This window comes from Streptococcus oralis, from assembly GCF_965111685.1.
Taxonomy (GTDB): Bacteria; Bacillota; Bacilli; order Lactobacillales; family Streptococcaceae; genus Streptococcus; species Streptococcus oralis_B.
This window is the reverse complement of record NZ_OZ217340.1, coordinates 814,578-837,564: the sequence shown is the minus strand read 5'-3', so window position 1 is coordinate 837,564 and position 22,987 is coordinate 814,578. Positions and strand designations below refer to the sequence as shown.

At 39.5% G+C, this 22,987-nt stretch carries 23 protein-coding genes and 1 pseudogene; 1 reads left to right on the top strand and 23 read right to left on the bottom strand.

Annotated elements, in window-relative coordinates; all coding sequences use genetic code 11:
- Window positions 1-48: 48 nt before the first annotated feature.
- From ACLV7H_RS04460 to ACLV7H_RS04450, 3 genes are all read right to left on the bottom strand, one after another.
- Window positions 49-978, bottom strand: coding sequence for a peptidase U32 family protein (locus ACLV7H_RS04460; protein ID WP_411866473.1), 930 nt, complete (start codon window positions 976-978; stop codon window positions 49-51).
- 126 nt (window positions 979-1,104) lie between these two features.
- Window positions 1,105-1,785, bottom strand: coding sequence for an ABC transporter ATP-binding protein (locus tag ACLV7H_RS04455; RefSeq protein WP_411866472.1), 681 nt, complete (start codon window positions 1,783-1,785; stop codon window positions 1,105-1,107).
- Between the two features lie 13 nt (window positions 1,786-1,798).
- Window positions 1,799-2,854, bottom strand: a complete 1,056-nt coding sequence (locus tag ACLV7H_RS04450) for an ABC transporter permease (protein WP_411866471.1) — start codon at window positions 2,852-2,854, stop codon at window positions 1,799-1,801.
- Between the two features lie 380 nt (window positions 2,855-3,234).
- Here ACLV7H_RS04450 and ACLV7H_RS04445 point away from each other — a divergent pair, with 380 nt between their 5' ends.
- Window positions 3,235-3,519, top strand: a complete 285-nt coding sequence (locus tag ACLV7H_RS04445; RefSeq protein WP_045591598.1) for a DUF3270 domain-containing protein — start codon at window positions 3,235-3,237, stop codon at window positions 3,517-3,519.
- Window positions 3,520-3,583: 64 nt separating this feature from the next.
- Here ACLV7H_RS04445 and ACLV7H_RS04440 read toward each other — a convergent pair whose 3' ends face one another.
- From ACLV7H_RS04440 to ACLV7H_RS04345, 20 genes and pseudogenes are all read right to left on the bottom strand, one after another.
- The gene (locus ACLV7H_RS04440; protein ID WP_045591599.1) at window positions 3,584-4,921 is read right to left on the bottom strand and encodes a sensor histidine kinase; all 1,338 of its coding nucleotides are present in this window, start codon (window positions 4,919-4,921) and stop codon (window positions 3,584-3,586) included.
- The gene (gene ciaR / locus ACLV7H_RS04435; protein ID WP_000590635.1) at window positions 4,911-5,585 is read right to left on the bottom strand and encodes a two-component system response regulator CiaR; all 675 of its coding nucleotides are present in this window, start codon (window positions 5,583-5,585) and stop codon (window positions 4,911-4,913) included. The genes ACLV7H_RS04440 and ciaR overlap by 11 nt, the downstream gene beginning before the upstream one ends.
- A 130-nt stretch (window positions 5,586-5,715) precedes the next feature.
- Window positions 5,716-6,096 carry a hypothetical protein gene (locus tag ACLV7H_RS04430; RefSeq protein WP_045591600.1) on the bottom strand — a complete coding sequence of 127 codons (381 nt, stop codon included), beginning with the start codon at window positions 6,094-6,096 and terminating at the stop codon, window positions 5,716-5,718.
- Between the two features lie 231 nt (window positions 6,097-6,327).
- A complete protein-coding gene (locus tag ACLV7H_RS04425) occupies window positions 6,328-7,131 on the bottom strand; it encodes an SDR family NAD(P)-dependent oxidoreductase (RefSeq protein ID WP_000502735.1) in 804 nt (267 codons plus the stop codon).
- 14 nt (window positions 7,132-7,145) lie between these two features.
- Window positions 7,146-7,472: a DMT family transporter gene (locus ACLV7H_RS04420; RefSeq protein WP_411866470.1), complete on the bottom strand. Its 327-nt coding sequence runs from the start codon at window positions 7,470-7,472 to the stop codon at window positions 7,146-7,148.
- Between the two features lie 50 nt (window positions 7,473-7,522).
- Window positions 7,523-7,807, bottom strand: coding sequence for a helix-turn-helix domain-containing protein (locus tag ACLV7H_RS04415; protein WP_008283941.1), 285 nt, complete (start codon window positions 7,805-7,807; stop codon window positions 7,523-7,525).
- A gap of 181 nt (window positions 7,808-7,988) precedes the next feature.
- Window positions 7,989-10,529: a M1 family metallopeptidase gene (locus ACLV7H_RS04410; RefSeq protein ID WP_045591605.1), complete on the bottom strand. Its 2,541-nt coding sequence runs from the start codon at window positions 10,527-10,529 to the stop codon at window positions 7,989-7,991.
- 120 nt (window positions 10,530-10,649) lie between these two features.
- Window positions 10,650-11,090: an ASCH domain-containing protein gene (locus ACLV7H_RS04405; RefSeq protein ID WP_411866469.1), complete on the bottom strand. Its 441-nt coding sequence runs from the start codon at window positions 11,088-11,090 to the stop codon at window positions 10,650-10,652.
- Entirely contained in the window at window positions 11,087-11,935 is an 849-nt protein-coding gene (locus ACLV7H_RS04400) for a putative PEP-binding protein (RefSeq protein ID WP_411866468.1), read from the bottom strand. Before ACLV7H_RS04400 ends, ACLV7H_RS04405 begins: the two co-directional genes overlap by 4 nt.
- Window positions 11,913-12,413 carry an NUDIX hydrolase gene (locus tag ACLV7H_RS04395; RefSeq protein ID WP_411866467.1) on the bottom strand — a complete coding sequence of 167 codons (501 nt, stop codon included), beginning with the start codon at window positions 12,411-12,413 and terminating at the stop codon, window positions 11,913-11,915. The genes ACLV7H_RS04400 and ACLV7H_RS04395 overlap by 23 nt, the downstream gene beginning before the upstream one ends.
- A gap of 10 nt (window positions 12,414-12,423) precedes the next feature.
- On the bottom strand, window positions 12,424-13,122 hold the full coding sequence (locus tag ACLV7H_RS04390) for a 3-oxoacyl-ACP reductase (RefSeq protein ID WP_411866466.1): 699 nt from the start codon (window positions 13,120-13,122) through the stop codon (window positions 12,424-12,426).
- Entirely contained in the window at window positions 13,115-13,351 is a 237-nt protein-coding gene (locus ACLV7H_RS04385; RefSeq protein WP_411866465.1) for a DUF2829 domain-containing protein, read from the bottom strand. Before ACLV7H_RS04385 ends, ACLV7H_RS04390 begins: the two co-directional genes overlap by 8 nt.
- Before the next feature lie 95 nt (window positions 13,352-13,446).
- Entirely contained in the window at window positions 13,447-14,373 is a 927-nt protein-coding gene (locus tag ACLV7H_RS04380) for an aldo/keto reductase family oxidoreductase (RefSeq protein WP_411866464.1), read from the bottom strand.
- Window positions 14,374-14,447: 74 nt separating this feature from the next.
- Window positions 14,448-15,252: pseudogene (locus ACLV7H_RS04375) on the bottom strand (hypothetical protein).
- Between the two features lie 10 nt (window positions 15,253-15,262).
- Window positions 15,263-15,583 (bottom strand): PadR family transcriptional regulator, encoded by a 321-nt coding sequence (locus ACLV7H_RS04370; RefSeq protein WP_411866463.1) that lies wholly within the window; start codon window positions 15,581-15,583, stop codon window positions 15,263-15,265.
- Window positions 15,584-15,726: 143 nt separating this feature from the next.
- Window positions 15,727-17,616, bottom strand: a complete 1,890-nt coding sequence (locus ACLV7H_RS04365) for a glucosaminidase domain-containing protein (RefSeq protein ID WP_411866462.1) — start codon at window positions 17,614-17,616, stop codon at window positions 15,727-15,729.
- A gap of 122 nt (window positions 17,617-17,738) precedes the next feature.
- Window positions 17,739-18,725 (bottom strand): dihydroorotate dehydrogenase, encoded by a 987-nt coding sequence (locus tag ACLV7H_RS04360; protein WP_411866461.1) that lies wholly within the window; start codon window positions 18,723-18,725, stop codon window positions 17,739-17,741.
- Complete coding sequence (locus ACLV7H_RS04355; protein WP_411866460.1) at window positions 18,688-19,488, bottom strand: dihydroorotate dehydrogenase electron transfer subunit; 801 nt, start codon at window positions 19,486-19,488, stop codon at window positions 18,688-18,690. Before ACLV7H_RS04355 ends, ACLV7H_RS04360 begins: the two co-directional genes overlap by 38 nt.
- A gap of 246 nt (window positions 19,489-19,734) precedes the next feature.
- On the bottom strand, window positions 19,735-20,115 hold the full coding sequence (locus ACLV7H_RS04350; protein ID WP_045591622.1) for a VOC family protein: 381 nt from the start codon (window positions 20,113-20,115) through the stop codon (window positions 19,735-19,737).
- 97 nt (window positions 20,116-20,212) lie between these two features.
- Entirely contained in the window at window positions 20,213-22,984 is a 2,772-nt protein-coding gene (locus ACLV7H_RS04345; RefSeq protein ID WP_411866459.1) for a J domain-containing protein, read from the bottom strand.
- Window positions 22,985-22,987: the final 3 nt, after the last annotated feature.

The window sequence follows — 22,987 nt, the reverse complement described above, 5'->3', positions numbered from 1 at the left end:
TGGATACACTGGAAAAACCCGAACATTTTTATTTCGGGTTTTTATGTCCTATTTAACCATATCTGGATCATAATCATAGAATCCTGTGTCCAGGAAACGGTTTTTAGGGTGTAACTTACGCACTTCCTCATCTAACAAGAAGGCTTGGTCATGGCTGAATTTGCCCTCTTGAATCAAGCTGCGCGCTTGGACAAAGAGTTTAGCAATTTCTACAAAATTCTGACCAGGTGTGTAGAGCCCCTCTAGCTTCCAGTGAGTAAAACCATGCTCCACCAATTCTGTCAATTTGGTCATCAAATCAAGGTCATTGTTGGCAAAGATATGGGTACCATGATTATCTTCAAAGATGGAATAATGGCTCTCTGGGTCACTTGGTTCAGCCAAGAAGAGGTCACGCTTACGCGTCTTTTCATCATCGATATGCGTAAAGTTATAATAGTTTTGTAAGAGCGGACGCTTAGAATGATGAATGACACTGGCACCATAAACCAAGACTTCAGCAGGAATTTCCAAAATCTCTGGCATCTTAAAGAGTTCGGCAGATGGAATTTCACGCGCCAGGACCGCCTCAGAAGCACCTGCCTTTTGACCCCAGAAGTTAATCTGACGACTGCTTGTCACCATAGTTGAAGCATCGTAAATAGTATTGAAGGAATAGCCATCACGGTTGACTACGTAAAAGATACCCGCATCTCCTACTGTAATATAGTCTGTCTTGATTTCTTCCAAGAAGTCTAAGAAGGGCTTAATACGATCCATCATGTCTTGATGCATGAGGGCGTTGACTGCAACAATCAATTCCTTACCCCCATCATGAACGAGCTTAGCGATGCTGCGCAACTCTTCATAACTAAAGGTGGTTGGCAGACGAAGGCCAAAATCCTTCTCACCGACATAGATACGGTCTACACCAGCTTCTAGTAACTGTTCAACTTGTTCAATACTTTCAGCAGTTGCTGTAATGATAATCTTTTCCATAAGAAAAATTATACCACATTTCTCAAGAATCAGCTATGAATACTAGGAGTTTTATAAAAAGTCAAAGTCATTCTTAAAGTTTACATTCAAAAAGTGAACAGTAACTAGTACTGTCCACTTTCTTTTTTATGGATGTGTTTTTTCCACTAGGTGTCCATCATTCATAACATAAATACGGTCAACCTTATCAAGAAGACGTGTATCATGTGTAATCATGACAACTCCTCTACCTTGTTCGTGGGCAATGGCAGCCAACATTTCCGTTACTTGATAAGCACGCTGGGTGTCTAGACTGGCTGTCGGCTCATCTGCAAGCACAATGCTTGGATTGTTATAGAGCGCTCTAGCAATGGCCGCACGTTGACGTTCGCCACCAGATAGAGCCTTGGGATAATGATCTTGGACCTTTTCCAAATCCAACAAGTCAAGTAACTCTTTTCGATTGCTTTTACTATTTTTTCTCTTATCCAGTCTGTCAATCAAATCTAGCTGTTCCTTGACCGTTAAAAAAGGAATTAAGTTTGAAGCCTGAAGAATAAAGCCAAACTCTCTAAAACGGAGGTCTGTTTTCTCCTTCTCCGTCAAACTGCTTGTTTCCTTCCCCTTGACTAGAATCTTTCCACTCGATGCTTCCTGAAGTTGTCCTAGAGTCGTTAGAAAGGTCGTCTTTCCAGAGCCAGAAGGCCCAACGACAGCTACGAACTCTCCCGCATTTAGCTGAAAATTCGTCTCATGCAGGGCTACGACTTTCATCTTTCCTTCCCCGTAGGTTTTTGTCACTTGAGTCATTTCAATCAATGCTGTCATACTATTCTCCTTATCATTCTGCAATCGCAGTAATCGGGTCCACCTTTAACAAGCGTGGAAGTGAAATGACACCACCTAGAAGGGCCATCAAGCAAATTACCAAACTTAGGACAGAGTAAGCTATCCAGCTTGGGTAGAAAAAGAAGGTAGCTGGTAAGACTAAAATCACTCCTCCGATTGCCAGCAAGGCTAAAGCAATCCCCATACCAGCTAGGAGGAATATTTGACAGAAAAGAGACCATACAATGGTTTTGATCTGTATTCCTTGAGCTCGCATTATTCCATAAAGTCCTAGTTTTTGGATGGTAATGATATAAACAAAAATACCCACAATCAAGCCTGTAATGACAATCATAGCAAGAATCATTCCTGAAAATACATTAACCTGAGGTGTGTAACCAGGAATTTTTGATATCATTTTTGGAATGGAAATCTGTTTTAGACCATCGCCAGTCACTTCTATGTCATTTTTCAATACTAAGGCAGAGATGGAACGATTGGCTTTCAATGTTCCTTGTAAGGTCCAATAAGACGTTAGACTCGTAAAGACAACAGGCTCGGTGAAAAATTTATTTCCTTGTGTCAGGCCTACAATCTTGTAACTTGACTCGCTTCCATTAAGCTGGATGGCATCACCTAGCTTCATTCCATAGTTTTCAAAGGACTGATCCACGACTACCTCATCATCTCCCTCAGGATAACGACCCTCAGTCAAACTCGGAGAGATAAATGCGTCCCAGTCTTGAGCAAAGATGGAAACATTGACCTTTTCACTATCATCGACTAGATTGGTCACAGCGAACATATAGCCCAGAGGAGCAGCCTCTTCAGAACTCTTCTCCTTGTAGTCCTTTTCAGGAATAAAGGATGCCGTCAAATTATCATTTGCGTAGTCAGATAAAACCACACCCGTCGCTTGCCAGTTATCAATAGCGGCTCGGTTATTTCGCACAAGACCAAGAGCTAAACTGGTCATAAAAAAGACCATGAAAGCGATAAGAAAAATGGTAGTGAGAATCAAACTATATCGAAGTTTGTTTCGTAATATTTCTTTGATAGCAAGATACATGCTTATCTCCTTTAACTTTTCCCCAGAGGTAGAAAAATGCTACCCAGTCCAATAGACACATCTCTGTCTTATCATCCATTCAAAACAACTCCTACCTCTCTTACAAAGAATCACGGTAGCAACTCAACAAATTATATTAGGAAAAGCACTTGCTTGCAATTAATTTATATAAGTTATCCTTTCCTTTCTCAGCATATTTATAATAGAGAAGGTCAGGTCATCTGTTTCAACTGTAACATCCATGCTATCACTTTCCCTAGTGGGTGTCAAGAAGAGCAACTTAGAAGATGATATAAGACTTTAGTAGTTTTGTAACAATTATGTAATAATTCTCTGCATAAAAAATGATAAAATAGTTATGTACTGATAAGGAGAGAATCATGTCCGCAAGAAAACTAGAAGCTTATGAGTTTGAACACACTCCCGAATCAAATCAAACTCCGCTTTATCAAGATTATACACCAGAAGCCCCAGTCGGCCCTAACCTAAAAGAGATTTTATTTTTTGTAAATATTGCTTGTTTTTGTATTTTTATGGTACTTTTTAGCTTTATCTTTTTAGCCTTAAAATTAAATACAGCTTTATCATTTATCGCTGCTATGGGAACAAGCTTCACACTTATACAACTTCAACGAAAGATGATGAAACGAAAACTTTCAAAATAAAGGTTGGTACCACTACCAACCTCTTTTCTAGTTATCTAAAAAGACAGTTATATAACTGTCTTTTTTATTTATTCTTTCGTTTTGGAGGAGATTGGATGGCAATCTTAACTTCAAAAATCGTTCCTCTAGGTTTGTTATCTTTCACGCTAATTGTTCCTCGCAAAGCATCAACAATCTGCTTGGCCAACGAAAGTCCCAAACCAAAGCCACCTTTCTGACGAGTCCTTGCCTTGTCTACACGGTAAAAACGGTCAAAGATTTTCTTCTTGTCAGTAGCTGAGATTCCGATTCCATTATCCGTTACTGTAAGATAGAGGTGGCGATCTGTAGCATGGACTACAAACTCAATTTTCCCATCTTCTTCGGTATACTTGATGGCATTATCAAACAAGATGGTCATGAGTTGTTTTAAGAGCAACTGATCGGTCATAAAGGGACGATAAATCCGATTTTCATAGTTGAAAACACGATCATTTTCAGAAGCAATTAACTCATAGTTGGCAAAGGTTGTTTTAAAGAATTGTGGAGAAACTTCTGCTATATCTGGTTTGATTCCATCATCTCGACGTGCAAGGTTGAGAAGATTGGTCGTGAGGAAACGCATGTTGCGAACCTCTTCAAGACTGGAAGCGATACTTTCGCTGGATTCCATGATTGTTGCCTCTGGTTTTCGAAAGAGATTCTCTAAACGATTTTGTAAAACGGCCAAAGGTGTTCTCAGTTCGTGGCTCGCATTTTCAACAAAAGACTTCTGCTTTTGCATACTTTCCAGCAAGGGTTTGACACTGACACGTGCTAGGTAAACACTGGCGATTAAAGACAGGAGCCAGAAACTAGCCATGACTACAACAATTAAATGCTCGTGGTTTTGGCTGATTTGTTCAAGCTGGCTGGTATTGATTAAAACCGCCGCATATTTGACATTGCTTGATGCGGAGAAAGAGTTAGTTTCCATCAAGATCATTCGGTAGGTTTCTTCCTGACCGTAGCTATTGACAACTTGGATTTGGCGAATATGATTCAACTCTTTCTTGTCCAGCTTGATCTTATCCAAGCCTAAAAAGCGATTGCCCAGTAAGAGTTGGTTAAAATCCTTGTCAAAGAGCAAGACTTCTGTATTGGAGCTAACATTGGGCTTGATTTCAGCCTTGCTGGCATCCGCTGTTGCTGGTTGAATATCCTTGACTTCCTCAGTTGCTCGATTCAGGGCTAACTGGATGACCGCTTGAGGACTACTACTAAGGGCTTGTAGTTTTTCATCTACAGAAGTGTAGAGACTCGAGTGCATGACCTGAAGGATAATCAAGGTCATAGCAGAGAAAATCAAGGTGAACACCCCGAAGTTTCGAATGAAATAGCTGAAATCATCCGCGTACCATGTTTTTTTTAGTTTATTGAACATCTTTTAAAATATACCCGACACTACGCAAGGTTTGAAGATTTTCAGCAAAGGCTGTACCCTTCAGTTTCTTACGAACTTTTGAAACATAGACTTCTACAACGGAAATAGTCGTATCGCTATCAAATCCCCATAGACGGTCAAAAATTTGTGTCTTGGGAAGAATGACATTTTGATTTTGAAGGAAGTAAACCAACAATTCAAACTCTTTTCCGAGTAGTTCCACAGGCGTGTCTTCCACCTTCACTTCATTCGTTGAAAGATTGACGACAACATCCCCATAGGTCAAGGTGTTTTCATTAAACTTGCCTGAACGTTTGAGAAGGGCTTGAATCCGCATTTTGAGTTCTTCTAGGTAGAAAGGTTTGGTGAGGTAGTCATCCGCTCCCAACTCAAAACCATGTCCCTTGTCATCCAAACTTTCCTTAGCGGTCATGATAAGGACTGGTGTCGTGATTCCTTTTTCACGCAATTCTTTCAAGACTTGGAAGCCATTTTTTTCAGGCAACATCAGGTCAAGCAAGATCAAATCATAGACGCCACTCTCAGCTTCATAGAGACCTTCTTCTCCATCAAAAACCTGCATAACATCTGCAAAATCATCTAAAAAGTCAAATACTGAGTTTGACAACCCTAAGTCGTCTTCTACTAGTAAAATCTTAATCATCTTGTTCTCCTCCTGCTATAAGATACTAATCAGCTTCATCTAAGGTTATTATAAAATAAAGAATTTTTGTATCATTTTTTGGATCTTAGTATAATTCTTTAATTATTATATCATGGCTTTAACAAATGGATTAAGATTTTGTAGTGTTTTCTTCATTATTTTGGTTAGAATTGCTATCCTTGTCCTTCGTACTTCCATCTGCATTGGCTGGTTTCTTCATAGAATTGCTACCGCTTTCTTGATTATTATTTCCTTGCGGCGGCTGTCCTCCTGGCCCTCCAGGACCACCGTTACCGCCAGGAGCACCTTGTCCATCTTGACCATTCATTTGAGGTGGCATACCATTGCCATTATTTTGACCCTGTCCTTGAGACGGTTGTCCACCGTGACTTTGCATATTATTGCCATCTTGATTATCTTGCTGGGTTTTCGATGTTTGAACGGTCGACTGCTGATTTGTTGATTTTTGAGTCAAAGAACCGAATATATAACCACCAAGCAAGCCGACCACTAAAGAACCACTTGCTACTACTGATAGCCTCCACTTGGTGCTTTTTCTACAACAATCATTTTCTCTTTATTCATTCTGTATTTTTGTTTCTGCTTTAAGTTTCTGTGAAAAAATGAAGAAGCTCTACTTCATGAATTCACCACATCCTTTCTTTAGGCTACATACATCTTAATTATTTTTTCTTAAAGAATACTAAAATATGAGAAAATTCTTAGAAAAATAATAGAGAATTTATCCAAAATATTTTTTTAAAATACGACCGTATCGTCTCAGTAAAAGATAATCCGCTATTGCTGGGGATAGAAGGTTTAATGTTGTAAAAATCTTTGTACCTTGTCCCATCAAAATCACTCTTTTACGAGATTTTATACCTTTAAGTAAAACTTGGGTTACTTGATTTGTACTTGATATAGAGATCCCCATTTCTCTCCAAACTGGATGATAAGGCTTTTCTGATGGTGTGTCTGCTGCATTGGGGCAAAAATAAGTTATATGCATCTTTTTCTGCTCCTGTATTAATTCTCGGTTCATTGATTCGATAAAAGAAAAAAGTCCGGCGCGGCTCGCCACATCTACACTATAATAGGGGAAGGCCAGCCTACCATCTGCAAAACCTCCTGAATGCACAATGGTTGCTCCTTTTTGATTTTTTAACAAAGGTAAAAAATGTTTGCTGACAAGGATAGCCCCTATTAGGTTAATCGTCATAGTTTGATTGATCTCCTCCTCAGAGTGAGATAATAAAGATTTTCGTACATCAAATCCCGTTGCATTAATAACAATATCTATATTATCCGACCACTTTTGAACTTCAGACACTGCAACTTTAATAGAAGTTTCATTCGTTATATCTACTGAGCAAATCGGAATCTTGGAAGCAATATTCTCAGAAAAACTGGCTAATTTATTCATATTGCGACCTAAAAGAAATAAATGAGCACCTGCTTGAAAAAAAGCTTGTGTATAGGCTTGTCCCAAATTTCCACTGGCACCAATAATAACGACTCTTTTATTTTTAAAATAATTGTCACCCATAACATACTACCTCATTAGTGAACCTTTTGTGATAGGTTTAATATAACAAGCTCCACAATAACTAAAGCAATTCCCAAGAGACTTGCGAACGTTACTTTTTCATGAAAAAGCAAAATAGATAGCACAGTTGTTCCAACCAAACCAACACCAGACCAAATAGCATAGACTAGATTTAGTTGTATGCCTTTCAAAGACAAAGATAGAAAGAAAAAACACAAGCCATACAAAACTAAAGCAAGAATCCCAAAAAGCATTTTCGAAAAACCTTGCGACAGTTTTAACAGACTTGTGGCAGCTATTTCAGATACAATAGCAAGAGTTAAATAAACGTAAGACATCATTGTCCTCCTAGAATCAATAGAATTGAAAAGCTAGTCGGAAAACAATTGATTTAGCGATGAGTGGAAGCAAAGCAGGTCCAAAGTGTACAAGCATTAGCTAAAATCATAGACTTGATCTTTGAATTCTTGTAAACAGGAATCTTTTTTCGTCCACATAACTCATCTAAAGAGATCTGATAAAAATCAGCTAAGCGAATCAAACTATGACTATCTATAATTGTTTTATCATTTTCCCAATTTGAGATAGTTTGACGAGTCGTCCCCAGATATTCTGCTATTTGATTCTGACTGTAGCCATTTTGTTCTCTAAATAGTTTTAATTGTTTTCCTAACATCTGCATTTCCTCTTTATATTATTCTTTTCTTCACGAATTGGCTAGACGAAATTCTTTAACATCCTATACAATTCTAGGTAAAATTTCTTTGACATTGCTATTATAACACGATTTTCAGGATGGACACTTTATACTGACTTCCAAAAAACAGCAGATTGCAAAATCCGCTGTTTTTTATCCATTACTTACTTGCTTTCAAAACCTTTTCTACTGCTGCTTTCTCACGCTTAATCAAGTCAACACGCGCTGCGATATCCTTGATACCCATACCGATATTACGGCTAAGCGCAAGGTCAGAGAGTTGAGGTTCAAAGAAATCCTTGTATTCCGCCAAGCGTTGCTCTGTCTTAAACACATGAGCAGGAAGGATAACAAAGCTATCAAAGCTCATGTCTCCACCAAGAGCCGCCTTAATCCAATCCCAGTTTTCACGCGCCCAAATCCAAACAGTTTCTTGGGTAGCTTGGTGTCCGAGGAATTGGAGGTACCATGAAGAAAGGTCTTGTGGTTTCACTACAAATTTATCTTTCCATGAGCCAATCAGGGTTTGGATATTGTCGGCATCTGTACTGTATGCAAGAGCAGCTGCCAACTGACGTTTGAAGACAGCATCCGTCGCATGAGTGTAGAGGTCCAGATAAGTTGCGACCAAGTCCTTGGTCTCATGGTGTTTCATTTCATTAATGAGAACTTGAGCACGGATTGCTGCTGGAAGTCCTGCAAGATTCTCCTTGTGAGCTGCAAAGATTTGGCTAGCAACTTGACTAGCTTCTGCATCATTTGAACGAATCATCATAGAAACAGCCAACTGACGAACCAATTCGTCTTCATCTGATTCTCCATCTTTGGCTTCAAAACCAAGACGGTCATAGTTGTGACGAGCCAATATAGCAACCAGACTGTTAAAGGCTTTCTCAGTTTCTGTTCCTTCATCAATAAAGCGCTCAAGGGCAGCAATCACTTGAGAAACAGCTGAAACTACCAAGTAAGACTCTTCTTTAGCAAGTTTATCAAGGACTGGGAGCAAGTCAGCATAAGAAATGTGCCCTGCTTCAGCCAACAAACGACGTTCTTGAACGATTTGAAGTTTACTTGTGTTATCAAGTGTCTCTAGCTCAGCAAGAACAGCTGCTAACAAGTCTCCTTGATAGTCGGTAATGTAGTGGGCCGTATTTTCAGTATTGAGACGAAGAGCTCCTTCATTTTCAGCAAGAAGAGCGGTGTAGCCAGGGATTTCGATACTTTCAGTTTCGAGTGTATCTGGCAAGCCTTTCCAGTTGCTGTTGAGTGGCACCACCCAGAGGCGGTTCTTGTCTTCGTGCTCACCGATAAAGAATTGTTTTTGTGAAATCTTCAAGATATCATTTTCAACTTTGACAGTGAGAACTGGATAACCAGGTTGTTCCAACCAAGAATCCATAAAAGCTGCAACATCACGTCCTGACGCTTTTCCAAGGGCATTCCAAAGGTCACGACCAATGGTATTTCCATATTGGTGTTTTTCAAAGTAGGCATGCAAACCTTTAGCAAAATCAGCATCACCGAGCCAACGGCGAAGCATGTGCATGAGACGGCTTCCTTTGGCATAAACGATAGCTCCATCAAAGAGGGTATTGATTTCGTCTGGGTGTTTAACCTCGACGTGGACAGACTGAACGCCATCAGTCGCATCACGTTTAAGTGCTCCCGGCACACCACCTGTTTGGAAATCTTCAAAGATATTCCAACTTGGCTCAATGGCATCCACACAGACGTATTCCATCATGTTGGCGAAGCTTTCATTAAGCCAAAGGTCATCCCACCATTTCATAGTAACGAGGTTACCAAACCATTGATGGGCAAGCTCGTGGGCGATAACGAGGGCAACTTGTTGACGGCTGGCAAAGGTTGAGTTCTCATCCACAACCAAGTAAACTTCACGGTAGGTTACCAGACCCCAGTTTTCCATGGCACCTGCTGAGAAGTCAGGAAGGGCGATATGGAGAGATTGAGGAATTGGGTATTTAACACCGTAGTAATCTTCGTAAAACTCGATCGAGCGAACTGCGATATCCAAAGAGAAATCAAGATTAGAAAGTGGATGGGCTTTGGTAGAGTAGACACCAACGAGGGTACCATTCTTGGTTTTAGCGGTTACCCCTTGCAAATCACCAGCGACAAAAGCCAACAAATAAGATGACATGCGAGGTGTTGTCTCAAACTTCCAGATACCTGTTTCCTTGCGGTTTTCCACATCAATCTCAGGCATGTTTGACAAGGCCACTTCACCTGCTGCTTGGTCAAAACGGAGAGCGAGGTCAAAAGTAGCCTTGGCTTCAGGCTCATCCACACATGGGAAGGCTTCACGCGCAAAATGGCTTTCAAACTGAGTAGACAAGACTTCCTTCTTGATACCATCAACTGTGTAGTAAGAAGGGTAAATCCCTGTCATGTTGTCTGTAATTTTTCCTGAAAAAGCGATGACTAATTCAACTTGACCAACCTCAGCCAATTCGATATGAAAGGCTTCATTTTCGTTATCAACTGTGAATGGAAGAGTTTGACCCTCGACTTCTACTGAGGCGATTTCCAAATCCTTTTGGTGAAAGGAAATACGGTCACTTTTCGCTTGGCCAGTGATGGTCACCTTCCCAGAAAAGGTCTTGGTCTCACGACTCAAGTCTAAAAATAAATCATAATGTTCAGGAACAAATTGCGTAATAAAATGTTCAACTGCTTGCATAGTTTTCTCCTATTCTAAGTTTAAGAGTTTCACTCTTATTCAAACAAACTCATTATATCATGTTTTGCTTAAGAAAAAAGGATTGGACGGTGATTTCCAAAACTTTCTTTCTACTAAAGTTTACTGTGGATAAACCTTGCGAAATTCTTCTAAAACAACCTTGCTGTCAGGCGTAAAAGTTAGTCCTACCTCTCTCAGCCACTCGGCGAAACAGTCCTCATGAACCTGACGCCAATAGGCTAGGGATTTGTCACCTTCCCCTTCCTTAAAAGCATGTTCAGCAGAAACTTGATTGAAAGGCTGAACGGAAACCTTGGTAATTTCGACAATGCAGACAGCCTGATTTTGACTGTCTAAAATGACATCGAAGGTCCCTTCTTGTGGAAGAGGTTCGTCTTCTAGCGCGTAGAGGTCATAGGCTGATGCGGTTGCTGTCTTTTCGCCTTTTAAAACCAAATCTGCCAAGAGATCGGCCTCCACTCCAAAAGCCCAAGCATCAATCTCATCTCCGATCGAGGGATTAATTTTCTTGTATACATTCCACATTTCTTGCGGTGTCATCGGTTGCTCCTTTGTAATTTTTTACTTTCTTCTTTTACACGTTTGAGGTGGTCTGGATGGTCAATTTCTAAATCAAAAATCTCTGGAATAGAACTATAGTGGATAATGCACTCAATCCCCATCTGATTCATTTTTTGTATGAAAGAAAGATTCAGATAGCCTGCTACAGCAAAGTCAATCTTTTTCATCCTTGCTTTATCCTGCATATCTTTTAGCATATCTAACATTATTGGACTTTCCATATCATGCCATTGACTGTTTCTCACAGTCGCAAAAATAAAAGAAGTCAAATCATTCATTCCAACTATAATCTTTGAAATACCAGTTTCCAGTATCCTGTCCAAGTCAAAATAAGCTGACGGCAATTCAATCATTGTGCCAATTTTCCCAGTAAAACCATGCTGACGCAGTACTGTAAAAGCTTGCTTTAACTGCTCAGCATCATTGACAAAAGGAAAAATAACAGACAAATTGGGATTGGTTTGATAAATTTCTGTAACGACATTGGATTCAGCTTGAAATTCATTCGGACACGCCAATAAACGCCTAGTTCCTCTATATCCAAATAAGGGATGATTTTCATCAAAATACTCTTTAGTCCCCTTTAGACAATTAGCTTCTGTATTCGTTAATTCTGAAAAACGATACCAAACTTCCTCATCAGAGTACAAGGAACTGATGTTTGATAGATAATCTTTCACAAATTGCTGACAACTTGGTAACAGTATGTTTTGATTGAGCTCTCTCAGCAAGTATTCCCCACGAATCATTCCAATATGGTGAAATAGTTGAGGATAAACTTTTTCAACAATTCGTTCGCCACTAAGGGCAAGTTGGTTTCTCATCATTCACCTTCCAATTCATATACAAGGTCTTGTCCAGTTCTGGAAGTCCTAATAACTCTGCTTTGACCTTCAAGACTAATGGCGATGCATTTTCTTCTGTGACTTTTTGAATATCCATCCAAACATATCCAAGTGAATCATTCGCACCATCAGACATAGCTTCCGAAATCGTAACTTGAGGTTCCTTCTCGTTTACCTCAATATCATAAAATGCCATGATATGGTGAACCATAAAATTTGTTAACTCTTCCCTGACGAAAACATCGTAGATTCGAGAATTAGAGTAGCTTCTAACAGTATATCCCGTCTCTTCCATAACTTCTCTAATCAGCGTTTCCGTCAATCCTTCACCAAATTGCTGACTACCACCAGGTAGATCATAACGATGTTTATAAGGGCCTCTCGTTTTTTCAATGCAGAGTAACTTCCCATTTTCAAAGCAAACAGCATAGACTCCAAAGTGTTTTTTGATTTCCATCCAACTCCTCCTACTTCAAAGACCAGCCACCATCTATTGTCAAGATTTGTCCTTGCATGGCACTTGCTTTTCCACTTGCTAAGAAAAGGCTAATCTCTGCTATTTCCTCTGGCTCAATCCAGCGTTTGATGGGCGTTTCACTAGCTACCCAGTCAGCCAACCCACCTGGCTCAAAGTCCGCAGCGGTCATTGCTGTCTTGACAGCACCTGGAGCGATCCCAAAGACCTGAATTCCAGCTTCCGCATAGTCTAGAGCCAGCTGCTTGGTAAAGCCAGCCAGGGCATGCTTAGAGGAAGTATAAGCGTGTCCACCGCCACCTGCTAGGCTAGAAGCAATGGAGCACATATTGATAATGATTCCTTTTTTATTCTCCAGCATTTGTGTCAAATAATGCCGAGTCAACTCTACTGGAGTCACGTAGTTGATTTCAAAAATCTCTTGAATTTCCTGGGCTAATTGTTCCAAAAGTGGTTTGTAATCATCCAAAATTCCTGCAGTATTGCACAAAACATCCACCTGAGGACACCAGTCAAAAATAGGCTCCAAGTCCAAGGTCAAATCTCTCTGTAGAAAGTGGAAATCACCCTGTAAGAGTGGATTTTCACCCTGGTCAACCCCATAAACTTGATAACCCTTCTCTAAAAAGAGGCGAGCTTGAGCAAGTCCGATACCTGAACTCACTCCCGTAATCAATACACGTCTAGTCATGCACTTCTACCCAATCCGACGCCAAAACATCACAAGGTGTCGGACTCCACATGGAAAAACCTTCCCCTTCCCCAGAAACGTTGATTAGGAAATAAGGTGTCACTTCAAGTGCAACCCCATTTTGCTCGATGGTATCAAAAAGTTGTACATAGTTTTCAGCCCCTCCCCAACCAGTTCGTACATATTTTTTCTTGGCCTTTAATCCAGGCAAGATTTCTTCAAACGTCATATCATTCTCCTTTAATATGCATTCTTCATTTAATTATAACAAAAAACCGTTTTCCAACGGCTTTTTGACTGTGATTTATTTAAATCTACTTCTACTTACGGCAAATTATTCCCTGCTGCAAGATAAATTTCATACCATTCTTTTCTTGTTAAGCTAAAGTTTACCGCTTGGCTAACTTCTCTCAAATGCTTAGGATTTGTTGTACCTACGACTGCCTGCATTTTTGCTGGATAACGCAATATCCAAGAAATGGCAATAGTTGAAGGGGTTACTCCATATTTAAAAGCTAGACGATCAAGTACTTGATTCAAAGCTTGAAATTTCTCATTACCAACAAAGTTCCCTTTAAAATACCCGAATTGTAAGACAGACCATGCTTGAATGACCACATCGTGTAATTTGCAATATTCAAAAACGCTGCCATCTCGCATAGTTGCTTGACTATCTTCCATATTAACATGAAAACCTGATTCGAATCCTGGAGTAAAAGCCGCACTCAATTGTAGCTGATTAACAGCTAACGGCTGCTTGACATCTTTTTTAAGCAACTCCATCATCATAGGATTTTGATTAGAAACTCCAAAATCTCGGACCTTACCTTGTTTATAAAGAAGATCAAAGGCTTCTGCTACTTGGTCAGATTCCATCAAAGCATCTGGTCGATGAAGAAGCAAGCTATCTAGATGATCAATCTTCAATCTTTGCAAAATTCCGTCAACTGATTTTATAATATAGTCCTTAGAAAAATCAAAATAGGTAAATTCTTCAATGCGAATGCCACATTTGGACTGAATCCACATCTTTTCTCTTAAATCTGGACGATTTTTTAGGACAATACCTAACAGTTCTTCACAACTACCACGACCATAAATATCAGCCAAGTCAAAAGCATTGATTCCAACAGAAAGTGCTGTTTCTACAAGCTCTTCAACTTCTTTTACAGACTTATCTTTTATTCTCATCATTCCGAGAACAATTTCTGATAATTCTTTGTCATCTTGACCAAGAGTTATGTATCTCATCAAATTTTTCTCCTTTAATTTCTAACATTCTTCCCTTCATTATAACAAAAAACCGCTTTGCAACGGCTTTTTGACTATACTTCACTCCATTTTATCTTCTTAAACCCACGGAACAGGACAAAGATTCCAATAAAGAAGACAGCTAAAGGAATAACTTTTGTTAGAAAAACATTTGAAATTCCCATCCACTCATAGTAACTGAGCAGAGAACCTACAACAAGATGGGCAACAATCATACTGACAAATGGACGAAAAATCTCTTCTTTCCAATTCCAAATACTGATAACTAGCGAAATCGTAAAGGCAGATAAACTATCCCAGGGAGCAGGGAGATAAAAGGCTCCTTCTTGAATGAAATTTGCCATTCCTACATATCCCAGAATAACTAGCAGAACAAGAATCCCATCGACAATATAAGTGCCAATTTTCATTTTAGGAGAATCTTGAACTAAACTTCTTCGTAAAATTGTAGCCACAAGCCCAAATCCAACCAGAAAAAGAAGAAGTTGCCAAAAACGTAAGCAAATTGACTGTTAAGAGAGTACCTTTAGAAAAATCACCTAATAGTTGATAGTAGCGTAATATCGCTAAGACAAGAATTGGCGTCAAAAGGGACTCTTTGATAGAACTGCGAGGTGCTTCCTTGAGCTTCTCTCTCATTAATCTTTTAGGATTCTTACCTATATAATCCTCTGCACTCAAGCCATCTCGTTCTGCTTCTGAAAAATCTAGCATCATCAAATAGATCTGCTCTCTGAGGTAGTCCCCATTATAGACAAATACAGCAAGACTAAAAATATCCCACAGTTCCTCAAAATACTGCTGATTCTCCTCAGAAAACTGATGCAACAAAGCGCTTGTTTCTTCGTAATACTTCATTTTTTCATGGTTAAACCCCTTTCTTAATCCCTTCTACTTTTTTACTCAAATCGTCCCATTGTTGCAAAAAGACTGAGACACGCTCTTCTCCTTCTTTAGTTAACGAAAAATACTTTCGATCTGGACCATCTGGCGACGGGCGCATATCGCCTCTTATCCATTGATTTTTTTCTAACTTTTGCAACAAAGGATAAATAGTTCCTGGAACGATAGTGTCAAATCCAGCCTCTCGTAGAGTCTGAACCAACTCATAGCCATACCGCTCTTTTTGACCAATCATTTCCAAGACACAACCTTCAAGAACACCTTTTAATAGCTGAGTTTCCTTCATTCCTTCCCCCTTCTAATCTATTTTGTAATACCTACTAGTTGCTTCATCTATCATATACCACTTTCACACTAGTTTGTAAAGCATAATAGTTGAAATAAAAAAACGATAACCACTTTGCAGTAGCTATCGTTGATTTCTTTTGATTAGTCTTTCCCACCAAGTCTACTATTGATGGTCATCATGATGCTGGCTATTTTCTCACCCCAGTATGGATCGGAAGCATAGCGAACATTCATTCCTGTTGCCTTGTTTCCAAGGTGGTCTCTGCCGTAGTCGATGTAATTCTCACGAATCCACTTGGCAGCTCCTAGAATCCCTTTGTCCACATTATCAAAGCTCTTTGCTGAGAGATATGGGCTCGTATCATAAGCCGCAATACCAAAGAAATTGTTCTTATCTCTGGCAATTTGACTGCGACCCCAAGCACTTTCAAGGGCACTATGGGCCATCAAGTAAAGGGCATTGACACCATAGCGTTCCTCAGCCTCTTTGAAAGTCGCTCCTTTCCCCGCTAGAGGACTATCCTGCAAGTTCATCATGGAATAAATTTTATTCAACTCAGCTGCACTATAATTACTTGGCTCTCTCAAGTTTTTATAGAGGAAAGGATTTTTAACCGTAAAGTCATCAAAATGCTCACCATCAGTTGAGTAGTACTTCTTGCCAATAACCATAGCAGATGTGTGTGGAGCTACTTTGATACTCGTATAAGGAGAGAGTTCATGGTAGAGGAATTTCCCATCACTAGTATAATGAGGGATAAACTCGCTTACTTCATCTACTGCTGTCAAATCACTTCTATTCATGAAACCTGACAGACCAGAAATATTCACAGGTATTTGAGTATTTTTGGGGGCTTGAGTATCTCCAAATGAGACAATCGTTCCCTGTGATACATAGCTCAATTTTTCTCCTGAACTACTATATACATATGCAGTGATTGGTTTAACTTTGTAATATTTAGATTCTGAAATCCACTTTCCATTGTTTTGAAAAGAATACTCTTTACCTTTAATATTAAAAGTACCTGTCACATACATACCATCTTCTTTTAGATAGTACCAAGCATCATAATCTTTATCAAAAATCCACTCATTTTTGGCCATATATCCACCTGTTTTAAGGTAATATGAGCCACTCCATTCTCGAGAAGCATAAGCCCCCCCTGTTTTTAAATAAAACCAACTATTGTATGAATTATCAAAAATCCATTCTTTTTCTGCCATGGCACCACTGTCTTTTAGATAGTAATCTGTTTTCCACTGATTACTTAGCATTACACCATCAGTATCAAAATAGTACCATATCCCTTTGATTTTTTCCCATTTATTACGTGAAATTTTTCCAGAAGCTGTAGCATAGTACCACTTGTTAGAAATTTTTACCCATGTATTTTCTGCAAGAGCACCACTATTTTGGATAAGATAATCACCAACTAAGGTATTAGTTACCATGGCGCCTTCTTTATCAAAGTAATACCAAATTCCAACGATTTTTCCCCATTTATTACGGAGAATTTTTCCAGAAGCTGTAGCATAGTACCACTTGTCAGAAATTTTTACCCATGTATTTTCTGCCAAAGCACCATTATCTTGAATAAGGTAATCATCGATTATAATATTACTAATCATAACACCTTCTTTATTAAAGTAATACCATTTGTTATCGATTTGTTTCCAGTCTAAGACAGGTTGATTATTTTCATAAAAGCGCCAACTTCCCTGCTCCTTCAGCCAACCTTCTTTTTTGCTTTCTCTACTCTTTTCCTTATTTGATGAATCTTCTTTAATGGAATCGTTCTCTTTTATAACTGAGTTTTTTTTGGTATCAACTTGAGGAGATTCTTTTTTTGGAGCAGACTCTTCTGTTTTCGTAGAAGACTCTTCTTTTTTCGAAGCAGACTCTTCTTTTTTCTCAACTACATCTGTTGTCTGAGATTTTTTTGTAACTTGAGACTCTTCAGCATACACTGCCGATTTTGCAAATCCTGCTATAGAGAGAGCAACAGTACTTGCAAGTAGTATCTTCTTCATTTTATTCTCCTTAATAAAAAACTATATACATTCTCTAAACCCTATTGTAACATAGTTAACCGACGGAAATATTACAAATTGATGAAGATTCTATTTCTTGTTAACGATAAGGAGGACCTAGCTTATCTCAGACTTGCTTTGACTTCCTGACGGAGATTTTCTAGACTGCTAATGCCGTATTTGTCCATGACTTTTGGTAGATGTTCGATGATATCAGGACAGGCATAAGGATTGGTAAAGTTGGATGTTCCAACTCCGATGGCAGACGCTCCAGCCAGATACATTTCTAGTGCAGCCTCTGCCGAATCCACTCCTCCCATTCCAATGATGGGCAGGTCTATTGTTTGAGCTACTTGTCGGATGAGTTTGAGGGCTACTGGAAAAACTGCTGGGCCAGACATTCCACCTGTTCCATTAGCCAAGATTGGTTTGCGAGTTTTGAGGTCAAAGCGCATACCGACTAGAGTATTGATCATGGTTAAGCCACTTGCTCCTGCATCTTCTGCGGCTTTAGCAATAGTGACAACATCCGTTACACTAGGGGTTAACTTAACATAAACTGGCACATCAGAGGCTTCCACAGCTGCTTTTACCACTTCATAAGCTAGATCAGGATCTTGCCCAATCAAAAGTCCATGATTACCGTGATCCACATTCGGACAAGAGATATTGAGCTCGATAGCTTTTACATTTGCCGCCTTGGAAATTCCACGAGAAACAGCAGCGTACTCTTGTTTTGAAAAGCCTGCAACATTTGCGATGATAGGAAGCGTAGGATACTCTCTTTCCAGCCAAGGCAACTTTTCAGCTAAAACAGCTTCTAAACCAGGATTTTGCAAACCGATTGCATTGAGCATACCAGCAGGCGTCTCTGCAACTCTTGGAGTAGGATTACCAAAACGGGGTTCAAGTGTCGTCGCCTTGATCATAATGGAGCCTAAAAGATCTAAATCATAGTACTTGGCATACTCTTGGCCAAAACCAAAACAGCCTGATGCTGGTATGATGGGGTTTTTCAAGTCTAAGCCTGGTAGAGAAACTTGTAAGCGATTTGTAGTCATGACTTTCTCCTTATAATACAACTGTTCCTGTACGGAAAACAGGACCATCTTCACAGACGCGTTGGCTGACCGTCTCAGTTTCTGGCACTTTTAGAACGCAGGCATAGCAGGCACCCATCCCGCAAGCCATACGAGATTCTAGAGATAGATAGGCTCTTGGGTGGTCAAAAAACCTTTGATTGATGTACTTCATCATTCCTGGAGCTCCACATGAGTAGACGGAGTCAAACTGACTGTCTAAGTCATTGATGACGACTGACACATTTCCCTTAATGCCATAAGAACCATCATCTGTCGTTACAAAGACCTGACCATATTGGGCCAATTCGGTTTCAAGAATAACAGCATCCTTGTTGGCAAAACCGAGGACTGTCACTACTTTCACCCCTCGCGCATGCAATTCCTTGGCTACTTCGAGCAAGGGTGGAACACCAATCCCACCACCAACGAGGAGAACTTGGCTTTGGTCGTTCAGATCAGACAAGTCAAAACCATTCCCCTGAGGTCCCATCACATCAAGAGTATCACCCTGACTTAATGTTGAAAAAATAGCTGTCCCAGCACCTTCAATCCGATAAATAAGGCGACACTGCTTCTTAGCCTTGTCAATAGACGAAATTGAAATAGGACGACGCAAGAGATGGGCATCATCAGGCACGCGCAGATGGAGAAATTGGCCTGCTCGCATGGCTTCAACCATTTCCCCTTCTAGGACTAATTCAAAGATTGCTGCCGCGATTTCCTCCTGTGCAACCACTTTCATGGTTTCCAAACGAATCGCACCCATACGCTTTTTACATGTGGGATTCATGATTTTCCTCCTTAAATTTTAAGGGGACCAGATAAAGAAAAGACCTTGCTAATGCAAGGCCTCAGTTAGGTTAGGATAGAACTCATGCGCACACTTAAAAAGTCTCCACAGAGAGTTCCCTATCCCTTTTATCTGACACCTTGTGAGTCTCTCTGGACTCCCCTTAAAGGTTAAATTTGTATTAGTATACTCTTTCAAAGTAAAAAAGTCAAGTAGAAAACGAACATTCTACTTGACTGTACTGGGTTATTTTTCACGAATCACTTCGACCTTGTAACCATCAGGATCCTTGACAAAGTAATAGTTTGGTGGGTTTCCAGGTAGGCCTTTTGGCTCTGTAACCTCATAGCCTTTCGCGCTATGTTCTTGATGAAGTGCCTCAAGGTCAGGTGTACTGAGGGCGATATGGGCAAAGCCATCTCCTACCACATAAGGGCCGTGGTCATAGTTATAGGTCAATTCCAACTCGTAGTCATCACCATCAAGTCCTAGATAGACAATGGTGAAAGCATGATCTGGAAAATCCTTGCGACGCAATTCTTTAAAACCAAAAGCATCTTGATAAAAAGCGATTGATTTTTCAAGGTTTTCTACTCGCAAGCAAGTGTGTAACATTTTTGAAGCCATCTTCATTACCTCTTTCGTTTTAATAGTTCTATTATACCTTTATTCAGGAAAATTTACTAGAAACTTGAACTAGAGTCCTCTTCTCTACGCTTTCATTCTAAGCAGCACTTTTACGATTTTCCTTGCGTATATTACGAATAAGGAAAAGCATGATCAGGATAAAAAGACCCTCGAGGAAGTAGAACGTAAATTCGCTGTTCATGATTAGTAAGTCTCTGTAAAAATATTTATTATAGAAAACTGAATTTGGTGCAAATAAGATTCGGAACAGTCTTCTTAGGAAAATAAAGATCTGCAATCCATAAATCATAAAGACCTTCTTCACACCAATCATGAAGCCTTGTTCCTTTGTAAAATAAGACAAAGCAATTCCATTTAACAAGAGGATAACGGTTATAGCCAGCGTTTCATTTCGTAGAATAGTTGGATCAAAGATGTCTAAACGGCTGTGAATGTAGGGCAACGTTTGAAAAAGTAAGATTCCCAAGATCGCTGGTATGAAAATTTTCTTCAGAGATGGTGGAAATCCAGGACTAAATCTTGTAAAAGACAAGCAAATCACAAGGATTGCAAAAATATGGAAGTAAGCTATGGCAACTCCTGAAATAGTCTGGCTTTGATTTACCAAAGCAAAAAGAAAACCAGCAGAAAGAAAGATACCGATAGGAATCAGATTATCCAAAGAATAATCCCACTTCAGCCCCTGACTCACTTGGAAACCATCGATCAAGCTGAAAAATGTAATGAACATAAGGGCACCAATGAGACCAAACGGTAAGGATGGAATGACGAGGGTCAATAACAAAATTAGTAGGAACCACGGATGGGGGCTGTAGTAGAATTTTCGTTTTTCTCCCCTAGCAGTCACTCCTTCCTCAATCGGTGTTTGCCTTAGTTTTAGCGTATAGACGTAAAAAAGAGCAAACATACCAGCATGAACCCATGAATTATAACCAGGTTGCTCTAGAACGCTGAGTATCAGACTCACAATCGTAAAGAGGCTAAAGAATATCTGTAGAAACTTATTTTTAAAGACCTGTCTTTTTTTCCAATCCAAATAAGAGAGCTTGGTCTTTGGATGACTAAGTTCATAGGCATAAGCTGTCATCTCTTCTAGTTTCTGGTCTGTCTCCTCCGTCATCATTTGGGGAGCCATTTTAGAAGTAGGAAAAGGAGCCAAAACATATCTCAAGAGCTTGCCATCTGTAAACCGATGGTACTCCTTATAGATCTGTTGAAGCAAAATCGTTAGAATGCGTGGTCTTCCTTTAAAGTAGCTTCTCCACTTCTCCCAATCATTGATATCTTCATTGCTCTTAGTGAGCTTATCCATATAGAGATAACCTTCATTGTACCAGTAATCAAAATTTTCTTTTTTATCTAGTGCATACTCCTCTACCACTGAAGGATAAGAATGGATACTCTTCCAAAAATGGAGTTTTTTCAGGTAAGGATTTGATTCCTCATCACTGTAACGCTCCACAAATTGGAGAACGAGGGCTAACACTTTCGCATTGGTTAAAGGATAGACGTCCACCTTTTCTAACAAATCAAGTAGGAGAGTGTGATCTTTGACTGATTCAAAAAGATATTGCCAATCACGTAACAGTTTGTATTCGTCTTCATATGGACTATAGAGTAAAAGATATAGTTTTTCCTCAACCTCCGATGGATTTAGCAGATTATAGCGATGAATATCAAACGGTTCATCTGCATCTGCTTTTATTTCCTCAAAATAAGCTAGAAGTTCATCATAGGCTTTTTGTTCCTCTTCTCCAACCTCTGCTTTAATCTTCTCCAAGATATAAGCCAAAACTGGAATGCAAGTAATCATTTGTTTACTGTTATTCAAGAGAAAAAGAACCGTACTAGGAGAAAAAGATTGTTTAAAAAATCTTATCCAAACCCCAATTTGATTGACTTTTTGGGAATCTTCGAGGATTGCTTGACATAAACGATAAGAAGCATATAATTTAGCAGTTTCTTTTTTCGCCGCTTCTAGAGGTTCTCCATTTTTGTAGGCAGTAGCTCTTTTAACCTTCCAATGCTTCAGTTTATAGTAATAACCCCAGTACTTAAAGTCTGGTACATAGTCTTCCAGTAAGGGAATGATGATAGAGAATTGCTCAGGTTTGTTAAAAATATAAACATCCATTTCTTCTAAAACAGACTGAACAGTGCTCATATTATACCGATACTGACTAAAAAACTGTTTCCAAAGATGTTCTTGTTCTTCTATGGTATAGTCAGGATTCCCTACAATACTTTCAATCGCATTTCGAATCAAATAGGCTGCTTCATTATAACTACTAAAGTCAAGAGTAGACCTTGTTGTTCCTTCTTGCCCACGGTTCTCTTCATCACCAAACGTTTCAAAATTGAGGGGACTCGTAGCTCTTTCTTCAGAATCTCCATTTAGCTGAACTTCCTCATCATAGTCACTAAAGTCAAGGGTGGACTTTTGCTCATCCTCTTCTGCTTTAAAGGTTTCAAAGTTAAAAGAATTGCTTGTTTTATCAGTTGATTGCTTATAATCACTGAAATCAAGACTAGATGCTTCAGAATCTTCGTTCTCAGTCTTCGTTTCTTCAGTCAAGGTTTCAAAGTTGAGACTAGACTTAGGCTTTCCATTTTCCTCTTCTTCAAGTTCAGTAGCTTCTTGAGAGTCACTCCCTTTTCTTAGACTATTATCTGGTCTTGTGTTTCTAGACCTCGCATAAGTCAAGGCTTTTTGGTAAGCTTCAACAATTTCTTGGTAAATTTCTGGTTGGTCTTCTGGGTGATAGAGGCGGACCAGTTCAGCATAACGCCTTCTAATAAGCTTGACGTCAGTCGTTGGCTCTATCCCTAAAGTTTCCCATATATTCATAAG

What these genes read in the sequence shown, in the direction of transcription:
- ACLV7H_RS04460 (WP_411866473.1), bottom strand. Translation starts at nt 978, where the DNA reads ATGGAAAAGATTATCATTACAGCAACTGCTGAAAGTATTGAACAAGTT.
- ACLV7H_RS04455 (WP_411866472.1), bottom strand. Translation starts at nt 1,785, where the DNA reads ATGACAGCATTGATTGAAATGACTCAAGTGACAAAAACCTACGGGGAA.
- ACLV7H_RS04450 (WP_411866471.1), bottom strand. Translation starts at nt 2,854, where the DNA reads ATGTATCTTGCTATCAAAGAAATATTACGAAACAAACTTCGATATAGT.
- ACLV7H_RS04445 (WP_045591598.1), top strand. Translation starts at nt 3,235, where the DNA reads ATGTCCGCAAGAAAACTAGAAGCTTATGAGTTTGAACACACTCCCGAA.
- ACLV7H_RS04440 (WP_045591599.1), bottom strand. Translation starts at nt 4,921, where the DNA reads ATGTTCAATAAACTAAAAAAAACATGGTACGCGGATGATTTCAGCTAT.
- ciaR (WP_000590635.1), bottom strand. Translation starts at nt 5,585, where the DNA reads ATGATTAAGATTTTACTAGTAGAAGACGACTTAGGGTTGTCAAACTCA.
- ACLV7H_RS04425 (WP_000502735.1), bottom strand. Translation starts at nt 7,131, where the DNA reads ATGGGTGACAATTATTTTAAAAATAAAAGAGTCGTTATTATTGGTGCC.
- ACLV7H_RS04420 (WP_411866470.1), bottom strand. Translation starts at nt 7,472, where the DNA reads ATGATGTCTTACGTTTATTTAACTCTTGCTATTGTATCTGAAATAGCT.
- ACLV7H_RS04415 (WP_008283941.1), bottom strand. Translation starts at nt 7,807, where the DNA reads ATGTTAGGAAAACAATTAAAACTATTTAGAGAACAAAATGGCTACAGT.
- ACLV7H_RS04410 (WP_045591605.1), bottom strand. Translation starts at nt 10,529, where the DNA reads ATGCAAGCAGTTGAACATTTTATTACGCAATTTGTTCCTGAACATTAT.
- ACLV7H_RS04405 (WP_411866469.1), bottom strand. Translation starts at nt 11,090, where the DNA reads ATGACACCGCAAGAAATGTGGAATGTATACAAGAAAATTAATCCCTCG.
- ACLV7H_RS04400 (WP_411866468.1), bottom strand. Translation starts at nt 11,935, where the DNA reads ATGAGAAACCAACTTGCCCTTAGTGGCGAACGAATTGTTGAAAAAGTT.
- ACLV7H_RS04395 (WP_411866467.1), bottom strand. Translation starts at nt 12,413, where the DNA reads ATGGAAATCAAAAAACACTTTGGAGTCTATGCTGTTTGCTTTGAAAAT.
- ACLV7H_RS04390 (WP_411866466.1), bottom strand. Translation starts at nt 13,122, where the DNA reads ATGACTAGACGTGTATTGATTACGGGAGTGAGTTCAGGTATCGGACTT.
- ACLV7H_RS04385 (WP_411866465.1), bottom strand. Translation starts at nt 13,351, where the DNA reads ATGACGTTTGAAGAAATCTTGCCTGGATTAAAGGCCAAGAAAAAATAT.
- ACLV7H_RS04380 (WP_411866464.1), bottom strand. Translation starts at nt 14,373, where the DNA reads ATGAGATACATAACTCTTGGTCAAGATGACAAAGAATTATCAGAAATT.
- ACLV7H_RS04370 (WP_411866463.1), bottom strand. Translation starts at nt 15,583, where the DNA reads ATGAAGGAAACTCAGCTATTAAAAGGTGTTCTTGAAGGTTGTGTCTTG.
- ACLV7H_RS04365 (WP_411866462.1), bottom strand. Translation starts at nt 17,616, where the DNA reads ATGAAGAAGATACTACTTGCAAGTACTGTTGCTCTCTCTATAGCAGGA.
- ACLV7H_RS04360 (WP_411866461.1), bottom strand. Translation starts at nt 18,725, where the DNA reads ATGGTCCTGTTTTCCGTACAGGAACAGTTGTATTATAAGGAGAAAGTC.
- ACLV7H_RS04355 (WP_411866460.1), bottom strand. Translation starts at nt 19,488, where the DNA reads ATGAATCCCACATGTAAAAAGCGTATGGGTGCGATTCGTTTGGAAACC.
- ACLV7H_RS04350 (WP_045591622.1), bottom strand. Translation starts at nt 20,115, where the DNA reads ATGGCTTCAAAAATGTTACACACTTGCTTGCGAGTAGAAAACCTTGAA.
- ACLV7H_RS04345 (WP_411866459.1), bottom strand. Translation starts at nt 22,984, where the DNA reads ATGAATATATGGGAAACTTTAGGGATAGAGCCAACGACTGACGTCAAG.